General features: G+C 70.1%; 11 protein-coding genes. 5 read left to right on the plus strand and 6 right to left on the minus strand.

Annotated elements, in window-relative coordinates:
- The first annotated feature begins 64 nt into the window (after positions 1 to 64).
- Positions 65 to 799, plus strand: a complete 735-nt coding sequence (locus ACNFOC_RS15000) for a hypothetical protein (protein ID WP_416959608.1) — start codon at positions 65 to 67, stop codon at positions 797 to 799.
- A 3-nt stretch (positions 800 to 802) separates the two neighbouring features.
- Positions 803 to 1,480, plus strand: coding sequence for a formylglycine-generating enzyme family protein (locus ACNFOC_RS15005; RefSeq protein WP_416959609.1), 678 nt, complete (start codon positions 803 to 805; stop codon positions 1,478 to 1,480).
- A 28-nt stretch (positions 1,481 to 1,508) separates the two neighbouring features.
- Here ACNFOC_RS15005 and ACNFOC_RS15010 read toward each other — a convergent pair whose 3' ends face one another.
- Complete coding sequence (locus ACNFOC_RS15010; RefSeq protein WP_416959610.1) at positions 1,509 to 2,777, minus strand: NAD(P)-binding domain-containing protein; 1,269 nt, start codon at positions 2,775 to 2,777, stop codon at positions 1,509 to 1,511.
- Positions 2,778 to 2,873: 96 nt separating this feature from the next.
- Positions 2,874 to 4,124, minus strand: a complete 1,251-nt coding sequence (locus tag ACNFOC_RS15015) for a carboxylate--amine ligase (RefSeq protein WP_416959638.1) — start codon at positions 4,122 to 4,124, stop codon at positions 2,874 to 2,876.
- A 217-nt stretch (positions 4,125 to 4,341) separates the two neighbouring features.
- Between ACNFOC_RS15015 and fahA the strand changes: the two genes are divergently transcribed.
- Both fahA and ACNFOC_RS15025 read left to right on the plus strand, forming a co-directional pair.
- The gene (gene fahA / locus ACNFOC_RS15020) at positions 4,342 to 5,556 is read left to right on the plus strand and encodes a fumarylacetoacetase (RefSeq protein ID WP_416959611.1); all 1,215 of its coding nucleotides are present in this window, start codon (positions 4,342 to 4,344) and stop codon (positions 5,554 to 5,556) included.
- 222 nt (positions 5,557 to 5,778) lie between these two features.
- Positions 5,779 to 6,717 (plus strand): M56 family metallopeptidase, encoded by a 939-nt coding sequence (locus ACNFOC_RS15025; protein ID WP_416959612.1) that lies wholly within the window; start codon positions 5,779 to 5,781, stop codon positions 6,715 to 6,717.
- Between the two features lie 121 nt (positions 6,718 to 6,838).
- Here the strand turns inward: ACNFOC_RS15025 and recQ are convergent, their stop codons facing one another.
- Positions 6,839 to 8,896 carry a DNA helicase RecQ gene (gene recQ, locus ACNFOC_RS15030; protein WP_416959613.1) on the minus strand — a complete coding sequence of 686 codons (2,058 nt, stop codon included), beginning with the start codon at positions 8,894 to 8,896 and terminating at the stop codon, positions 6,839 to 6,841.
- Positions 8,897 to 9,151: 255 nt separating this feature from the next.
- Here recQ and ACNFOC_RS15035 point away from each other — a divergent pair, with 255 nt between their 5' ends.
- Positions 9,152 to 9,709, plus strand: a complete 558-nt coding sequence (locus ACNFOC_RS15035) for a hypothetical protein (protein WP_416959614.1) — start codon at positions 9,152 to 9,154, stop codon at positions 9,707 to 9,709.
- Between the two features lie 58 nt (positions 9,710 to 9,767).
- Here the strand turns inward: ACNFOC_RS15035 and nuoN are convergent, their stop codons facing one another.
- From nuoN to nuoL, 3 genes are read right to left on the minus strand one after another with little or no spacing between them, the layout of a single operon-like run.
- Complete coding sequence (nuoN, locus tag ACNFOC_RS15040; RefSeq protein WP_416959615.1) at positions 9,768 to 11,426, minus strand: NADH-quinone oxidoreductase subunit NuoN; 1,659 nt, start codon at positions 11,424 to 11,426, stop codon at positions 9,768 to 9,770.
- Positions 11,423 to 12,994, minus strand: coding sequence for an NADH-quinone oxidoreductase subunit M (locus ACNFOC_RS15045; protein WP_416959616.1), 1,572 nt, complete (start codon positions 12,992 to 12,994; stop codon positions 11,423 to 11,425). The genes nuoN and ACNFOC_RS15045 overlap by 4 nt, the downstream gene beginning before the upstream one ends.
- A gap of 5 nt (positions 12,995 to 12,999) precedes the next feature.
- Positions 13,000 to 14,895 carry an NADH-quinone oxidoreductase subunit L gene (gene nuoL / locus ACNFOC_RS15050; protein WP_416959617.1) on the minus strand — a complete coding sequence of 632 codons (1,896 nt, stop codon included), beginning with the start codon at positions 14,893 to 14,895 and terminating at the stop codon, positions 13,000 to 13,002.
- Positions 14,896 to 14,901 lie beyond the last annotated feature (6 nt).

Here is a 14,901-nt window from a genome sequence, read left to right on the forward strand (position 1 = left end):
CCCGCCAACCCGCCAACCCGCCAACCAGTGATCAGCACTGCCCCTCGGAATGCATCATCTAGGCATGTTCACAACCGAACAACGCGACCGCACCCGCGCCCAACTCCTCGCCCACGCCGAGGCCGACGACTCCATCATCGGCTTCGCCTACACCGGTTCGCACGCCACCGGCACGGGTGACCGCTGGTCGGACACGGACATCGTGTTGGCCGTGCGGGGCGAGGTCGCCGAGGCAGTACGCGGGTGGACGACGTGGATCTACGACGAGTTCGACGCCCGGCACCAATGGGACCTGGGCACGGGTGGCACCGGCGTCATCCGCGTCTTCCTGCTGCCGGGGTGGGTGGAACTGGACATCACCTTCACCCCGGAGCCCGAGTTCGGCGCCCGGGGCCCGCAATGGCGCACACTCTTCGGCACCCCGCACGCCCAGCCGCAGTTCCCCCCGCCCGACCGCAACACAGTCATCGGCTTCGCCTGGCACCACGCCCTGCACGCCCGCATCTGCCTTGAACGGGGCCGCAGTTGGCAGGCGGCGCACTGGATCAACGCCCTGCGCGACCAGCTGATCACCCTGGCCTGCCTACGCCTGGACCTCCCCACCGCCTACTCGAAGGGCGCCCACCTGTTGCCGGACGAGGTCACCGCCCCACTGGAGTCCACCCTCGTCCGCTCCCTCACGGACCCCGAACTCCGCCGCGCGCTCACCGCGACGATCACAGCCACCGCAGCCGAACTGAACCTCTCCGACCCCCAACTCGCCGCCCGCCTACGCCCGATGCTGACGGAGCTGACGTAACACATGGGCACGACCACCCACATCGACCTCACCCTCATCCCGTCCGGCCAGGTCACCCTCTCCGACCGCCGCACGCAACGCAGTTGGACGGTCGACCTCGCCCCCTTCCACCTCGGCACCCTCCCCGTCACCCAGGAGCAGTACGCCCAGGTCACCGGCGAGCGCCCGAGCACCGCACAGGGCAGCGACCGCCTCCCCGTGGAGACCGTGTCGTGGCGGGACGCGGTGCTCTTCTGCAACTCCCTTTCCCAGCAAGAGGAGTTGACCCCGGCGTACGACTTCGACGCCCAAGGCGAACCCCTCCTACGCGACCCCTCGACCGACGGCTACCGCCTCCCCACCGAGGCCGAGTGGGAGTACGCGTGCCGGGCGGGGACGAGCGGCCCCCGCTACGGCCCCCTCGACGACATCGCCTGGCACCGCGGCAACTCCGAGGAGCGCCCCCACGAACCGGGCGGCCGGCTGCCCAACCCGTGGGGCCTGCACGACATGCTGGGCAACGTGTGGGAGTGGTGCTGGGACCTCTACGACCCCGAGGTCTACGGCACCTACCGGGTACTGCGCGGCGGCGGCTGGTTCGACGAGCACTGGAGCTGCCGCGCTTCCGTGCGCCGCCGCAGCCACCCGACCTTCCGGGTGGACGACGTGGGCTTCCGCGTCGCCCGGTCCGTCACGAGCTGAGCCTCCGTCGCAACCACCCGGTCGCCAACTACCCGTGCGCGGACGCCAGATGCTTCGCCAGCCTCGGCGACGCGAACTCCGTCCCGCACACGAACCGCATCACCGGCCCGTACGACGACGCCGCCGGCAGCCCCGTGAAGTAGACCCCCGGCACCGAGGACACATACCCGGCGCCGAGCTTCGGCGTACCCCGGCTCACCGCCAGCTGGGTGCGCAGCTCATGCCCGAGGAAGTCCATCGCCGCGATGTCGACCCGGTACCCCGTCGCGGATATGACGTGATCGGCGGTGAGTTGCCGCGTCCCTCCGCCCGGCGCCGCGACGGTGAGTACCGGGCCGCCGTTCGCCGCGCCCGCGCCCCCGCCCGCCTCCGCCCGCACGATCCGCTCGACCTCGCTGACCTGCACCTTCCCCTCGAACCGCTCGCGCAGCCACCACGCACCGAGCGGTCCGAGCACCCGGCGGACCAGGTAGTGCCGGGTCTGCTCGGGGAGGTAGCGGTACGGCTGGGGGTAGTAGCTCAGCGCCCACAGCGACCATGCCCGCCCGAACGGCGACTCGGGGCGCAGCTTCGGCTGCTTCCACGGAGGTGCGCCGAAGGCCACCCGGCCGTGCCCGCGCGAGACGATCCGCACGCTCGCGCCCGCCTCCGCCGCCAACGCCGCCGTCTCCAGGGCGGACTGCCCGGCGCCGACGACGATCAGCTCCTTGCCCTTGAACCTGCTCAGGTCGTGGTGCTGCGAACTGTGCGAGACGGGGCCGGTGGGCGCCGGTCCGTCGACCGCCGCCGCGGCCAGCTCCGGCGGGAGATGGGCGAGGCCGTACAGCCCGGTCGCCACGACGACCGCCCGGGCCGTGAACAACTCCCCTGAATCCAGCTTGAGTTCGAAGCCGCCGCCCTTGTCCCGATCCCCGTTCCGATCCCCGTTCCGATCCCCGTTCGGACCCGCTTTCCGGTCCACGGAGACGACCCGCACCCGCTCCAGCTCGGGCACCAGCTTCTGCTGGAACCACTCGCCGTAGCCGATGAAGGTCTCCACCGGGATGATGTCCTCGTCGGTGACCAGGCGGGGGATGCCGGCCGCGTCGCAGTAGTCGACGAGGTTGTGGCCGGGCTGCGGGGCATCGAGGTTGGAGGCGGCGGGCGTCGACTTCAGGAGCATTCCGGCGGGCATGTTGTCGCGCCAGCTGACCATGGGCTCGCCGAAGACACGGACCGGAATGCCGCGCGCCCGCAGATGCGCGGCGGTGGACAGGCCGAACGGCCCGGCGCCGATGACTGCTACCGGTTGAATCACGAAGTCCCTCCCCAGGACGTTCAATTCGTCACTTCGTGCTGGTGCTGCTGCCAGGGGTCACTGGCTAGTGCTAGTTCCTACTGGTGCTGGTTCCTACTAGTGCTCGTTCCTACTGGTGCCGCTGCCACGGCGGTTGGTGCGCCACAGCTGATACAGGTGCTTCGCGCCCGGCCGCACGAAGCGGGCCAGCATCATGAAGAACGGCCGCGGATCGTCACCCGCGAGCCAGGCCAGCTCCGTCCCGCTCGCCCGCGCCGGCGCGTGCGGCGTCGTATAGCCGCTGCGGCGGTAGGCGAGGAGGGCGGGCAGGTCGATGTTCTCCACGATGTACCGGTGGCCGGCGCGCTGCTCCCCCTCCGGGACAGCGCGGCCGGTCAGGTCGAGGTGCATGGCGCGGACGACGTCCACCCCCGACTCGTTCTCGAAGAGCCGGAACTGGGCGCCCATGCGGGGGTTGAAGTCGAGCAGTTTGTACTGACCGTCGCGCCGGTCGAAGCGCAGGTCGAGGTCGATGATGCCGGTGAAGCCGATCTGTTTGATGAAACGTGCGGCGAGATCCGCGAGTTCCGGATTGTCGACTACATATGCATTTGCCGTCATGCCCGCGTGCGGCGGCCAGGAGCGCACCTTGACGCCGGTGAACAGGGCGAGCGGCGTCGAATCCTGGTCGAAGTAGGCGTGCACGATCCAGTCCTCGGCCTCCTCCCTCGGCAGGTACTCCTGGAGGATCACCCCGGGGTGCTCGCCCCAGTCCCGGGCCAGCGTGAGCAGCCCCTCGCGGGTAGCGATCCTCGTCGTGCCGTTGACGGCCGGCCGGGAGCGCCGCACGAACGCCTCCCTGTTCTTGGCCACGATCGGGAAGCGGGCCTTCTCGGCGAACTCGACGATGTCGTCGTACGACTGCGGGAAGGCCGCCGCGGGGCTGGATATGCCGTGTTCCACGCAGAGTTCGTGCAGGCCCTGTTTGCTCGCGAGGTGACGCGGCAGCTTCGGTTCCACGCGCGGGAAGAGGAAGCGGGTGCCGAGCGCGTCCTGGTGCTCGGCGATCAGGACGGCGGCCTCCTCGTCGGTGGGGATGAGGACGGCGGGCCGGCCGATACGGCGCCCGATGCGCAGCAGACCCTCCACCAGTCGCCCGGGTTCCTCCGTGCCGGTCGTCGGCCACACGAACGCGCGCTTCAGATAACGGGACGCGGCCGCCGGCGTGTAACGGTCCTCCGTGATCGCATACATCGGCACGCCGAGGCGCCCCAGACTCCGGATCGCACCCACCCCGCCGTGATGCAGCGGATAGTCGCCGAACTTCACGATCAGGCCCGGCACTTCGCGGTCGGCCTCGAAAGGCACGCCGCTGGTGCGCTTGGCCACGGGTCCCCCCACGTGTCCCCCCTACGGACCGGACCCACCCCGTCCGTGTCCCCCAAAGGACGCTAAGCCGGAATTGCCCCTTCCGACAAGGCCTTTTCGGACATTGCGAACTCTTTAGACACTGCCGGTTCCCGCAACTCACCCGTAACGTGTGGCGCGGCCACATGCGAGTACGTACGAGAGTGAGGCAGCACCCATGCCCCCCTTCGATCTTCCCGAGGGCGACCCCTTCGGCCCGCACAACCTTCCCTACGGCGTCTTCTCGCCCGTCGGCTCGGACGGACGGACCGTCGGCGTCCGGCTCGGCGACCACGTGCTCGACGCGGGCGCGGCAGCGGAGGCGCTCGGCTCGCCGTACGTCTCCCTCCTGGCGCACCCCACCCTCAACCCCCTGCTCGCGGCGGGCCACACCGCCTGGTCGGACGTCCGCCGCGCGCTGACCGCGTGGGTGACGGTCCCGTCCCACCAGGAGACGATCACCCCGTACCTCCACCCGCTCTCGGCGGTGACCCTGCACCTCCCCTTCGAGGTCGCGGACTACGTCGACTTCTACGCCTCGGAGAACCACGCCCGGAACGTCGGCCGCATCTTCCGCCCCGACGCCCCGGACTCGCTGACCCCCAACTGGAAGCACCTGCCGATCGGTTACCACGGCCGCTCCGGCACGATCGTGGTCTCGGACACGGATGTCGTACGGCCCTCCGGTCAGCGCAAGTCCCCGGCCGACCCCGCGCCCGTCTTCGGCCCGTCGATCCGCCTGGACATCGAGGCGGAGGTCGGCTTCGTCGTCGGGGCGCCCTCGACGATGGGCGAGCCGGTGGCGCTCGCCGACTTCCGCGAGCACGTCTTCGGCCTGTGCCTCCTCAACGACTGGTCGGCACGCGACATCCAGGCCTGGGAGTACGTCCCCCTCGGCCCGTTCCTCGGCAAGTCCTTCGCCACGTCGGTGTCGGCGTGGATCACCCCGCTGGACGCCCTGGAGGAGTCGCGGGTGGCACCCCCGGAGCGCACCCATGAACTCCTTCCCTACCTGAACGACTCGGCCGAGGAACCCGGCGGCTACGACCTGCGCATCTCCGTCGCGATCAACGGCCACACGGTGTCCGAGCCGCCGTTCTCCACCATGTACTGGACCGCCGCCCAGCAACTCGCCCAGATGACGGCCAACGGCGCCTCCCTGCGCACCGGCGACCTGTACGGCTCGGGCACGGTCAGCGGGCCGGCGGAACGCGAGCGCGGCTCGCTGCTTGAGCTGACCTGGAACGGCCGCGACACCCTCGAACTCCCGGACGGCAAGCGGACGTTCCTGGAGGACGGGGACGTGGTCACGCTGTCGGCGTGGGCCCCGGGCGCGGACGGCACGCGGGTGGGTCTGGGCGAGGTCACCGGGCGGATCGTGGCGCGGGACTGAGACGGCGCGGTCGGCGGGGTCCGAGGCACGAGGGCCGGCGGGCGGGATGAGTCCGGTGGTCTCCGTACACCTGACTCCAGCCGCCCGTGCAGTCATACTGACGGCGGGCGGCACACATGGCGTGTACCCGCCCTCGGGTACAGCCGCACCCGCGCCTTCTGTTCGTTCCGTTCCGCCCGTTCCCTCTGTTCGTTCCGTTGACCAGGATCCGGAGCCCGTGGCATGACTGTCTGCCTGCTCCTGCTGAGCGTCGTCGCCCTCTCGGCCGCCGTGCCGGCTCCGCGCGCGCTGACCCGGGCCATGTGGCCCGAACGGGAACCCGTCGTCGGCCTGTGGGTGTGGCAGTGCCTGGTCGCCACGGTCCTGCTGTGCTGCCTGGCCGCCCTGGTCCTGGGCGCCGCCGCCGTCTTCCACACCGTCCGCGATCATGTCTTCGCCCCCGCTCCCCCGGCCGTCACCGCGGCCTACGACCTCTCCGCCGCCCCCGTCTGGGCGGTCGCCCTCACGCTGTCACTGGCCTGCGGCGCCGCCTGGACCACCGCGATGCTGGCCCGCGAACTCGCCGAGGCCCGCCGCCGTCGCGGCCAGGCCCGCGCGCACCTGCGCGAGCGCGCCCCCGACCTGCCGGCCGGCCTGCCCCCGGCGCGCGGCCCCCTCCTGGTCCTGGAGGACGAGTACCCGGACGCCTGGTGGATGCCCGGCCATCCGCCCCAACTCGTCGTCACCACAGGCGCGTTGCACCGTCTCACCGGCCACCAGCTCGACGCGGTCCTCACCCACGAACGCGGTCACGCCCGCGCCCACCACGACTGGCTGCTGCACCTGTCGACCGCGCTGGCCTCCGGCTTCCCGCACGTCCCCCTGTTCGCCCACTTCTGCGACCAGACCCACCGCCTGGTCGAGCTGGCCGCCGACGACACGGCCTCCCGCCAGTGCGGCCACCTGACCACGGCGTTGGCCCTCATCGAGCTGAACAACCACCGAGGCGTCCTCTCCTGCGCCTCCAGCCACCGCCTCCTCGGCGAACGCGTCAACCGCCTCCTGGACCCCAGCCCGAGGCTCGGCCGCCGTCACCGCGCCCTGACGACCACGGTGGCGACCCTGGTCCCCTTGCTGCCCCTGCTGATCGTGTTCGCACCCGGGCTCACGGCCTTGGGCTGAGGGCCCTACCGGGCTGGGCCCTGTTCCGGGCGCCCTACCGGGCTGGGCTCTGTTCCGAGGGCCCTATCGGGGTCCCCGCACCCCGGTCCCGGCCCCCAATCCAGTCCTCGGGCTCCAGCCGCTACATCCAGTCCTCGGGCTCCGGCTCCTCATCCATCTCCGGCCAGTAGTCCGCACCGGGGTCAACATCCTTCGCCGCCCGGCCCGGCGCGGGTGCCGACGCCTGTGCCTTTGCCGGTGCCGGCACTTGCACCGCAGCCGGAGCCGGAGCCACGGCCGGAGCCTCACCCAGCCCCGCCAGCACCTCGATCACGCCCTCCCCGTACGTCGCCAGCTTCTTCTCGCCGACCCCGCTGATCTCCCCGAGCTGCCCCACCGACGTCGGCCAGACCGTCGCGATCTCCCGCAGCGTGGCGTCGTGGAAGATGACGTACGCCGGAACTCCCTGCTCACGGGCCTGTTCCGCACGCCAGGCGCGCAGCGCCTCGAAGGCGGGCTGCAACGCCTCGGGCAACTCCACCGCAGCGGCCTTGGCCTTGCGCTCGCCCCGGCCCGAGGACGACGACCCCGACCGCGAGGAGCCCGCCGGCTTCTTCGGTTCCTTGCGCAGCGGCACCTCCCGCTCGCGCCGCAGCACCGTGCCGCTCGCCTCGGTGAGCACCAGCGTGCCGTACTCCCCCTCGACCGCGAGCAGCCCCTGTGCCAGCAACTGCCGTACGACGCCCCGCCATTCACCCTCGGCCAGGTCCTGGCCGATGCCGAACACGGACAGCTGGTCGTGGTCGAACTGGATCACCTTGGCCGACCGGCGCCCCATGAGGATGTCGACGATCTGAAGGGCGCCGAACTTCTGGCCGCGCTCCCGCTGGAGCCGCACCACCGTCGACAGCACCTTCTGCGCGGCGACCGTGCCGTCCCAGGTCTCGGGCGGGGTGAGGCAGGTGTCGCAGTTGCCGCAGCCCGCCGCGTCCGGGTCCTGCCCGAAGTAGGCGAGGAGTTGACCGCGCCGGCACTGTGCGGTCTCGCACAGCGCGAGCATGGCCTCCAGGTGGGAGGCGGCCCGGCGGCGGAACGCCTCGTCACCCTCGCTGGACTGGATCATCTTGCGCTGTTGTATGACGTCGTTCAGGCCGTACGCCATCCATGCCGTGGAGGGCATTCCGTCACGCCCCGCACGACCCGTCTCCTGGTAGTAGCCCTCCACCGACTTGGGCAGGTCGAGGTGGGCGACGAACCGTACGTCCGGCTTGTCGATGCCCATGCCGAAGGCGATGGTCGCGACGACGATCAGGCCGTCCTCGCGCAGGAACCGGGACTGGTGCGCCGCGCGCGTGCCCGAGTCCAGGCCCGCGTGGTAGGGCACCGCCTCGATGCCGTTGCGCGAGAGGAACTCGGCGGTCGTGTCGACGGACCTGCGCGACAGGCAGTACACGATGCCCGCGTCGCCCGCGTGCTCCTCGCGCAGGAAGCTCAGCAGCTGCTTCTTGGGGTCGGCCTTGGGCACGATCCGGTACTGGATGTTGGGCCGGTCGAAGCTCGCCACGAAGTGCCGGGCGCTCGGCATGTTCAGCCGCTGGGTGATCTCCTTGTGCGTCGCGTCCGTGGCCGTCGCCGTGAGCGCGATCCGCGGGACGTCCGGCCACCGCTCGCCGAGCACCGAGAGGGACAGATAGTCGGGGCGGAAGTCGTGACCCCACGAGGACACGCAGTGCGCCTCGTCGATCGCGAACACCGAGATCTTGCCGCGCGAGAGCAGATTCAGCGTGGCGTCGAGCCGCAGCCGCTCCGGCGCGAGATAGATCAGGTCCAGCTCGCCGGCGAGGAACTCCGCCTCGACCACGCGCCGCTCGTCGAAGTCCTGCGTCGAGTTCATGAACCCGGCGCGCACCCCGAGCGCCCGCAGCGCGTCCACCTGGTCCTGCATCAGCGCGATCAGCGGCGAGACGACGACTCCCGTACCGGATCTGACCAGGGACGGGATCTGGTAGCACAACGACTTGCCGCCGCCGGTCGGCATGAGGACGACGGCGTCGCCGCCCGCCACCACGTGCTCGATGACCTCTTCCTGCTCGCCGCGGAAGCTGTCGTAGCCGAAGACGCGGTGGAGCGTGGCCAGTGCCTCGCTCTCGCCCTGTGCCGCCGGCGTCCGTACTTCGGTCGTCACAACCGTCCCGCCCATCCCGTGCATCGCTCGTCCCCCGTACGTCGTCCCTCGACCACTGCGTCCACGATAGGGCTCCGCGCTGACAGCGTCGGAGTTATCCACAGGCTGATGGCGGTGACCGGGTGTGGTCAGTCGGATGGCTCCCGTCACATGGCGCGACCGGTACGGCCGGAACATGCTGCTGGGGCGGGACCGCGGAGGCCCGCCACGCCCCGAACGGACGGCGCGCCGTGCGTGCGGACGCCTCCCGAAAGTCCAAGGAGCCCCACCATGTCCCCTCGGTCCTCTCGGTCCTCTCGGCCTCTGCGGAGCGCCGTCAAGACCGCCCTCGCGGTGGCGACGGCCGCGGCCTTCGCGCTGACCGCCGCTCCGGCCCACGCCGCGCCCGACCCCGACCCGTCCGCCTGGACCGAGCTGAGCAAAACGACCCAAGCCACCGCCAAGTACGGGTACGAGGGGTTCGCGGCGGCCGGCGGATACGCACGCACCGACACCTGCGTCGCCGACCCCACCGAGGGCGGCATGGGCTACCACTACGTCAACCCGGCGAACATCGACTCGGTCGATCCGCAGAAGCCGGCGGCCCTCGTGTACGCGGACGGCTTCAACGACAAGTACACCGGCACGTCCAGCGGCGGCTCGCGCAAGCTGGTCGCGGTGGAGTGGGTCGTGAAGGACACGGGCCAGACCGCGCCGACGCTGTTCGGGCAGACCTTCCAGAAGGGCCAGCTGCCCGGCTACTTCACCCTGCACGCCTGGCTCTACAAGCCCAACCCGGCGGGCCTGTTCGCCGCGTGGAACCCCGAGGTCGTCTGCCCGACGGTCTGACCGCACGTACGCGAAGGCCCCGGCCCCCTCGAAGGGAACCGGGGCCTTCGGCCTGCGCTCAGCGCACGAACACTCCGGCCTGGTTCGCCAGGTCCAGGAAGTACTGCGGGGCCACACCGAGGACGAGCGTGGCCGCGACGGCCACCCCGATCGTCGCCATGGTCAGCGGGGACGGGACCGCGACGGTGGGTCCGTCGGGCTTCGGCTCGCTGAAGAACATGAGCACGATCACGCGGATGTAGAAGAACGCCGCGATGGCGGAGGAGAGCACACCGACCACGACCAGCGGGGCCGCGCCGCCCTCCGCCGCCGCCTTGAACACGGCGAACTTCCCGGCGAAGCCGGCCGTCAGCGGAATGCCCGCGAAGGACAGCAGGAACACCGCGAACACCGCCGCGACGAGTGGAGACCTACGTCCGAGCCCCGCCCACTTGGACAGGTGCGTCGCCTCGCCGCCGGCGTCCCGTACGAGGGTGACGACCGCGAACGCGCCGATCGTCACGAACGAGTACGCGCCCAGGTAGAAGAGCACGGACGAGACGCCGTCCCGGGTGGTCGCGATGACACCCGCGAGGATGAATCCCGCGTGCGCGATCGACGAGTAGGCCAGCAGCCGCTTGATGTCGGTCTGGGTGATCGCGACGATCGCGCCGCCCAGCATCGTGATGACCGCCACGCCCCACATGACGGGCCGCCAGTCCCAGCGCAGGCCCGGCAGCACGACGTAGAGCAGCCGGAGCAGCGCTCCGAAGGCGGCCACCTTGGTCGCGGCCGCCATGAAGCCGGTGACCGGGGTCGGCGCGCCCTGGTAGACGTCCGGCGTCCACATGTGGAACGGCACCGCGCCCACCTTGAACAGCAGCCCCATGACGATCATCGCGCCGCCGATGAGCAGCAGCGCGTCGTTGCCCATGGTGTCCGCGAGTGCCGGGTTGATGTTGGTGATGGAGCCGTCGACGACCTGCGCGATCGTGGCGTACGACATCGAGCCGGCGTAGCCGTAGAGCAGCGCGATGCCGAACAGGGTGAACGCGGAGGCGAAGGCGCCGAGGAGGAAGTACTTGACCGCGGCCTCCTGCGAGAGGAGCCGCTTGCGGCGGGCCAGGGCGCACAGCAGGTAGAGCGGGAGCGAGAAGACTTCCAGGGCCACGAACAGGGTCAACAGGTCGTTGGCCGACGGGAAGACCAGCATGCCGGCGACCGCGAAGAGCAGCAGCGGGAAGACCTCGGTGGTGGTGAACCCGGCCTTGACCGCGGCCTTCTCGCTGTCACTGCCGGGCACGGACGCGCCCTGCGCGGCGAACGAGTCGACCCGGTTGCCGTGCGCCTCGGGGTCGAGCCGTCGCTCGGCGAAGGTGAACAGGCCGACCAGTCCGGACAGCAGGATCACGCCCTGTAGGAACAGGGACGGTCCGTCGACCGCGATCGCGCCCATCGCCGCGATGTGCGCCTTGGTGGTGCCGTATCCGTCGGCCGCCAGCAGCACCACTGCCACGAAGCCGAGGATCAGGGCCGCGGCGGACACGAGCACCTGGGTGAGGTAACGGGCTCTGCGCGGGACGAACGCCTCGACCAGCACCCCGACGAGCGCCGCGCCGAGGATGACCAAGGTCGGCGACAATTGCCAGTACTCGATCTTCGGGGCGTCGATCTTCGAGATCGGGTCGGCCGCTGTTGCCGCCGTTGTCCACAGGCTGTGGACGGCTGTTGCGCTCACTTGGCCGCCTCCACCGAGGGCTTGGGATCCTTCTTGTGCACGTCGGACAAGGTCTGCTTGACCGACGGGTTCACGATGTCCGTGACGGGCTTCGGGTAGACGCCCAGGAAGACCAGCAGCACGATCAGCGGGGCGACCACGACGAGTTCACGCGCGCGCAGGTCCGGCATCGAGGCGACCTCGGGCTTCACCGGGCCGGTCATCGTCCGCTGGTAGAGGACGAGGGTGTACAGCGCGGCGAGGACGATGCCGAAGGTGGCGATGATCCCGATCGCCGGGTAGCGCGAGAACGTGCCGACCAGGACCAGGAACTCACTCACGAAGGGCGCGAGTCCCGGCAGCGACAGCGTGGCCAGTCCGCCGATCAGGAAGGTGCCCGCGAGCACCGGGGCGACTTTCTGCACCCCTCCGTAGTCGGCGATCAGACGCGAGCCGCGCCGCGAGATCAGGAATCCGGCGACCAGCATCAACGCGGCCGTGGAAATACCGTGGTTGACCATGTAGAGCGTCGCGCCGGACTGGCCCTGGCTGGTCATCGCGAAGATGCCCAGCACGATGAACCCGAAGTGCGAGATCGACGCGTACGCCACCAGCCGCTTGATGTCCCGCTGCCCGACCGCGAGCAGCGCGCCGTAGATGATGCTGATCACGGCGAGCACGAGGATCACGGGCGTCGCCCACTTGCTCGCGTTCGGGAACAGCTGGAGGCAGAAGCGGAGCATCGCGAAGGTGCCGACCTTGTCGACAACTGCCGTGATCAGTACGGCGACCGGCGCCGTCGCCTCGCCCATCGCGTTGGGCAGCCAGGTGTGCAGCGGCCACAGGGGCGCCTTCACCGCGAAGGCGAAGAAGAAGCCCAGGAACAGCCAGCGTTCGGTGTTGGTCGCCATGTGCAGCGTGCCGTCGGCCCGCGCCTGCGCGATGTCCGCGAGCGAGAAGTTCCCGGCCACCACATAGAGGCCGATCACGGCCGCCAGCATGATGAGCCCGCCGACCAGGTTGTAGAGGAGGAACTTGACGGCCGCGTACGACCGTTGGGTGGCCGCCGCCTCGTCGCCGTGCTCGTGGGCCCGGTCCCCGAAGCCGCCGATGAGGAAGTACATCGGGATCAGCATGGCTTCGAAGAAGATGTAGAAGAGGAAGACGTCGGTGGCCTCGAAGGAGATGATCACCATCGCCTCCACCGCAAGGATGAGAGCGAAGAAGCCCTGGGTGGGCCGCCAGCGCTTGTTGCCCGTCTCCAGGGGGTCGGCGTCGTGCCAGCCGGCCAGGATCACGAACGGGATCAGCAGGGCGGTGAGCGCGATGAGCGCGACCGCGATGCCGTCCACGCCCAGGTCGTAGCGGACCCCGAAGTCGGCGATCCAGGGGTGCGATTCGGTGAGTTGGTAGCGGTCGCCGCCCGGGTCGAAGCGCACCAGGATCGTGATGCCCAGCGCGAGCGTCGCCAGCGAGACGAGCAGCGCCAGCCATTTCGCGGCGGTGCGCTGCGCGGCCGGGACGGCGGCCGTGGCGACCGCCCCGAGGGCCGGGAGCGCCGCCGTCGCTGTCAGGAGGGGAAAGGACATCGGTATCAGACCGCCCTCATCAGCAGGGTCGCGGCGACGAGGATGGCCGCACCGCCGAACATCGAGACCGCGTACGACCGCGCGTAGCCGTTCTGCAGCTTGCGCAGCCTTCCGGAGAGGCCGCCCATGGAGGCCGCCGTGCCGTTGACGACGCCGTCGACCAGGGTGTGGTCGACGTAGACCAGGGAGCGGGTGAGGTGCTCGCCGCCGCGCACCAGGACGACGTGGTTGAAGTCGTCCTGGAGGAGGTCGCGGCGGGCGGCCCGGGTGACCAGCGACCCGCGCGGGGCGACGGCCGGGACGGGTCGGCGGCCGTACTGCGCCCAGGCGATCGCGACGCCGACGACCAGGACCACCATGGTGGCCAGGGTCACCGTCAGGGCGCTGACCGGGGAGTTGCCCTCCTCGTGGCCGGTGATGGGCTCCAGCCAGTGCAGGAAGCGGTCACCGATGCCGAAGATCCCGCCGGCGAAGACCGATCCGAAGGCCAGCACGATCATCGGGATCGTCATCGTCTTCGGGGACTCGTGCGGGTGCGGCTCGTTGCCGTTCTCGTCGGGCTGCCAGCGCTTCTCCCCGAAGAAGGTCATCAGCATCACGCGCGTCATGTAGTACGCCGTGATGGCCGCGCCCAGCAGGGCCGCGCCGCCGAGGATCCAGCCCTCGGCGCCGCCCTTCGCGAAGGCCGCCTCGATGATCTTGTCCTTGGAGAAGAAGCCCGACAGGCCCGGGAAGCCGATGATGGCGAGGTAGCCGAGTCCGAAGGTGATGAACGTGACCGGCATGTACTTCCTGAGGCCGCCGTACTTGCGCATGTCGACCTCGTCGTTCATGCCGTGCATGACCGAACCGGCGCCGAGGAACAGCCCGGCCTTGAAGAAGCCGTGCGTCACCAGGTGCATGATCGCGAAGACGTAGCCGATGGGGCCGAGGCCCGCGGCGAGGACCATGTAGCCGATCTGCGACATGGTCGAGCCGGCGAGCGCCTTCTTGATGTCGTCCTTCGCGCAACCGACGATCGCACCGAACAGGAGCGTGACGGCGCCGACGACGGTGACGACGAGCTGTGCGTCCGGCGCGGCGTTGAAGATCGCTCCGGAGCGGACGATCAGGTACACGCCCGCGGTCACCATGGTCGCCGCGTGGATGAGGGCCGAGACCGGGGTCGGGCCCTCCATCGCGTCGCCGAGCCAGGACTGGAGCGGCACCTGGGCGGACTTGCCGCAGGCCGCGAGCAGCAGCATCAGGGCGATGCCCGTGAGCTTGCCCTCGGAGGCGTCACCGACGTGGCTGAGGACCGGCCCGAAGGCGAAGGTCCCGAACGTCGTGAACATCAGCATGATGGCGATCGACAGGCCCATGTCGCCGACCCGGTTGACCAGGAAGGCCTTCTTCGCGGCGGTCGCCGCGCTGGGCTTGTGCTGCCAGAAGCCGATCAGCAGGTAGGAGGCGAGACCGACGCCTTCCCAACCGACGTACAGGAGCAGGTAGTTGTCGGCGAGGACGAGGATCAGCATCGCCGCGAGGAACAGGTTCAGATAGCCGAAGAAACGGCGCCGGCGCTCGTCGTGCTCCATGTACCCGATCGAGTACAGGTGGATCAGCGAGCCGACACCGGTGATCAGCAGGACGAAGGTCATCGACAGCTGGTCGAGGCGGAAGGCGACGTCCGCCTGGAAGCCCTCGACGGGGACCCAGGTCCACAGGTGCTGCATGAGCGTCCGGTGCTCGGCGTTCTTCCCCAGCAGGTCGGTGAAGAGGACGACACCGATCACGAAGGAGGCGGACGACAGGGCCGTGCCGATCCAGTGGCCGACGGCGTCGAGCCGACGGCCGCCGCACAGCAGTACGGCCGCTCCGAGCAGAGGCGCCGCTACCAGCAGCGCAATCAGGTTCTCCACGATTCA

It is taken from the genome of Streptomyces colwelliae, from assembly GCF_048158785.1.
In the GTDB taxonomy this organism is placed as follows: Bacteria; Actinomycetota; Actinomycetes; order Streptomycetales; family Streptomycetaceae; genus Streptomyces.

Bases quoted from the DNA above. Each gene is read 5' to 3' on its own strand.
- fahA (WP_416959611.1), top strand. From the start codon at position 4,342: ATGCCCCCCTTCGATCTTCCCGAGGGCGACCCCTTCGGCCCGCACAAC.
- recQ (WP_416959613.1), bottom strand. From the start codon at position 8,896: ATGGGCGGGACGGTTGTGACGACCGAAGTACGGACGCCGGCGGCACAG.
- ACNFOC_RS15000 (WP_416959608.1), top strand. From the start codon at position 65: ATGTTCACAACCGAACAACGCGACCGCACCCGCGCCCAACTCCTCGCC.
- ACNFOC_RS15045 (WP_416959616.1), bottom strand. From the start codon at position 12,994: ATGTCCTTTCCCCTCCTGACAGCGACGGCGGCGCTCCCGGCCCTCGGG.
- ACNFOC_RS15025 (WP_416959612.1), top strand. From the start codon at position 5,779: ATGACTGTCTGCCTGCTCCTGCTGAGCGTCGTCGCCCTCTCGGCCGCC.
- ACNFOC_RS15005 (WP_416959609.1), top strand. From the start codon at position 803: ATGGGCACGACCACCCACATCGACCTCACCCTCATCCCGTCCGGCCAG.
- ACNFOC_RS15035 (WP_416959614.1), top strand. From the start codon at position 9,152: ATGTCCCCTCGGTCCTCTCGGTCCTCTCGGCCTCTGCGGAGCGCCGTC.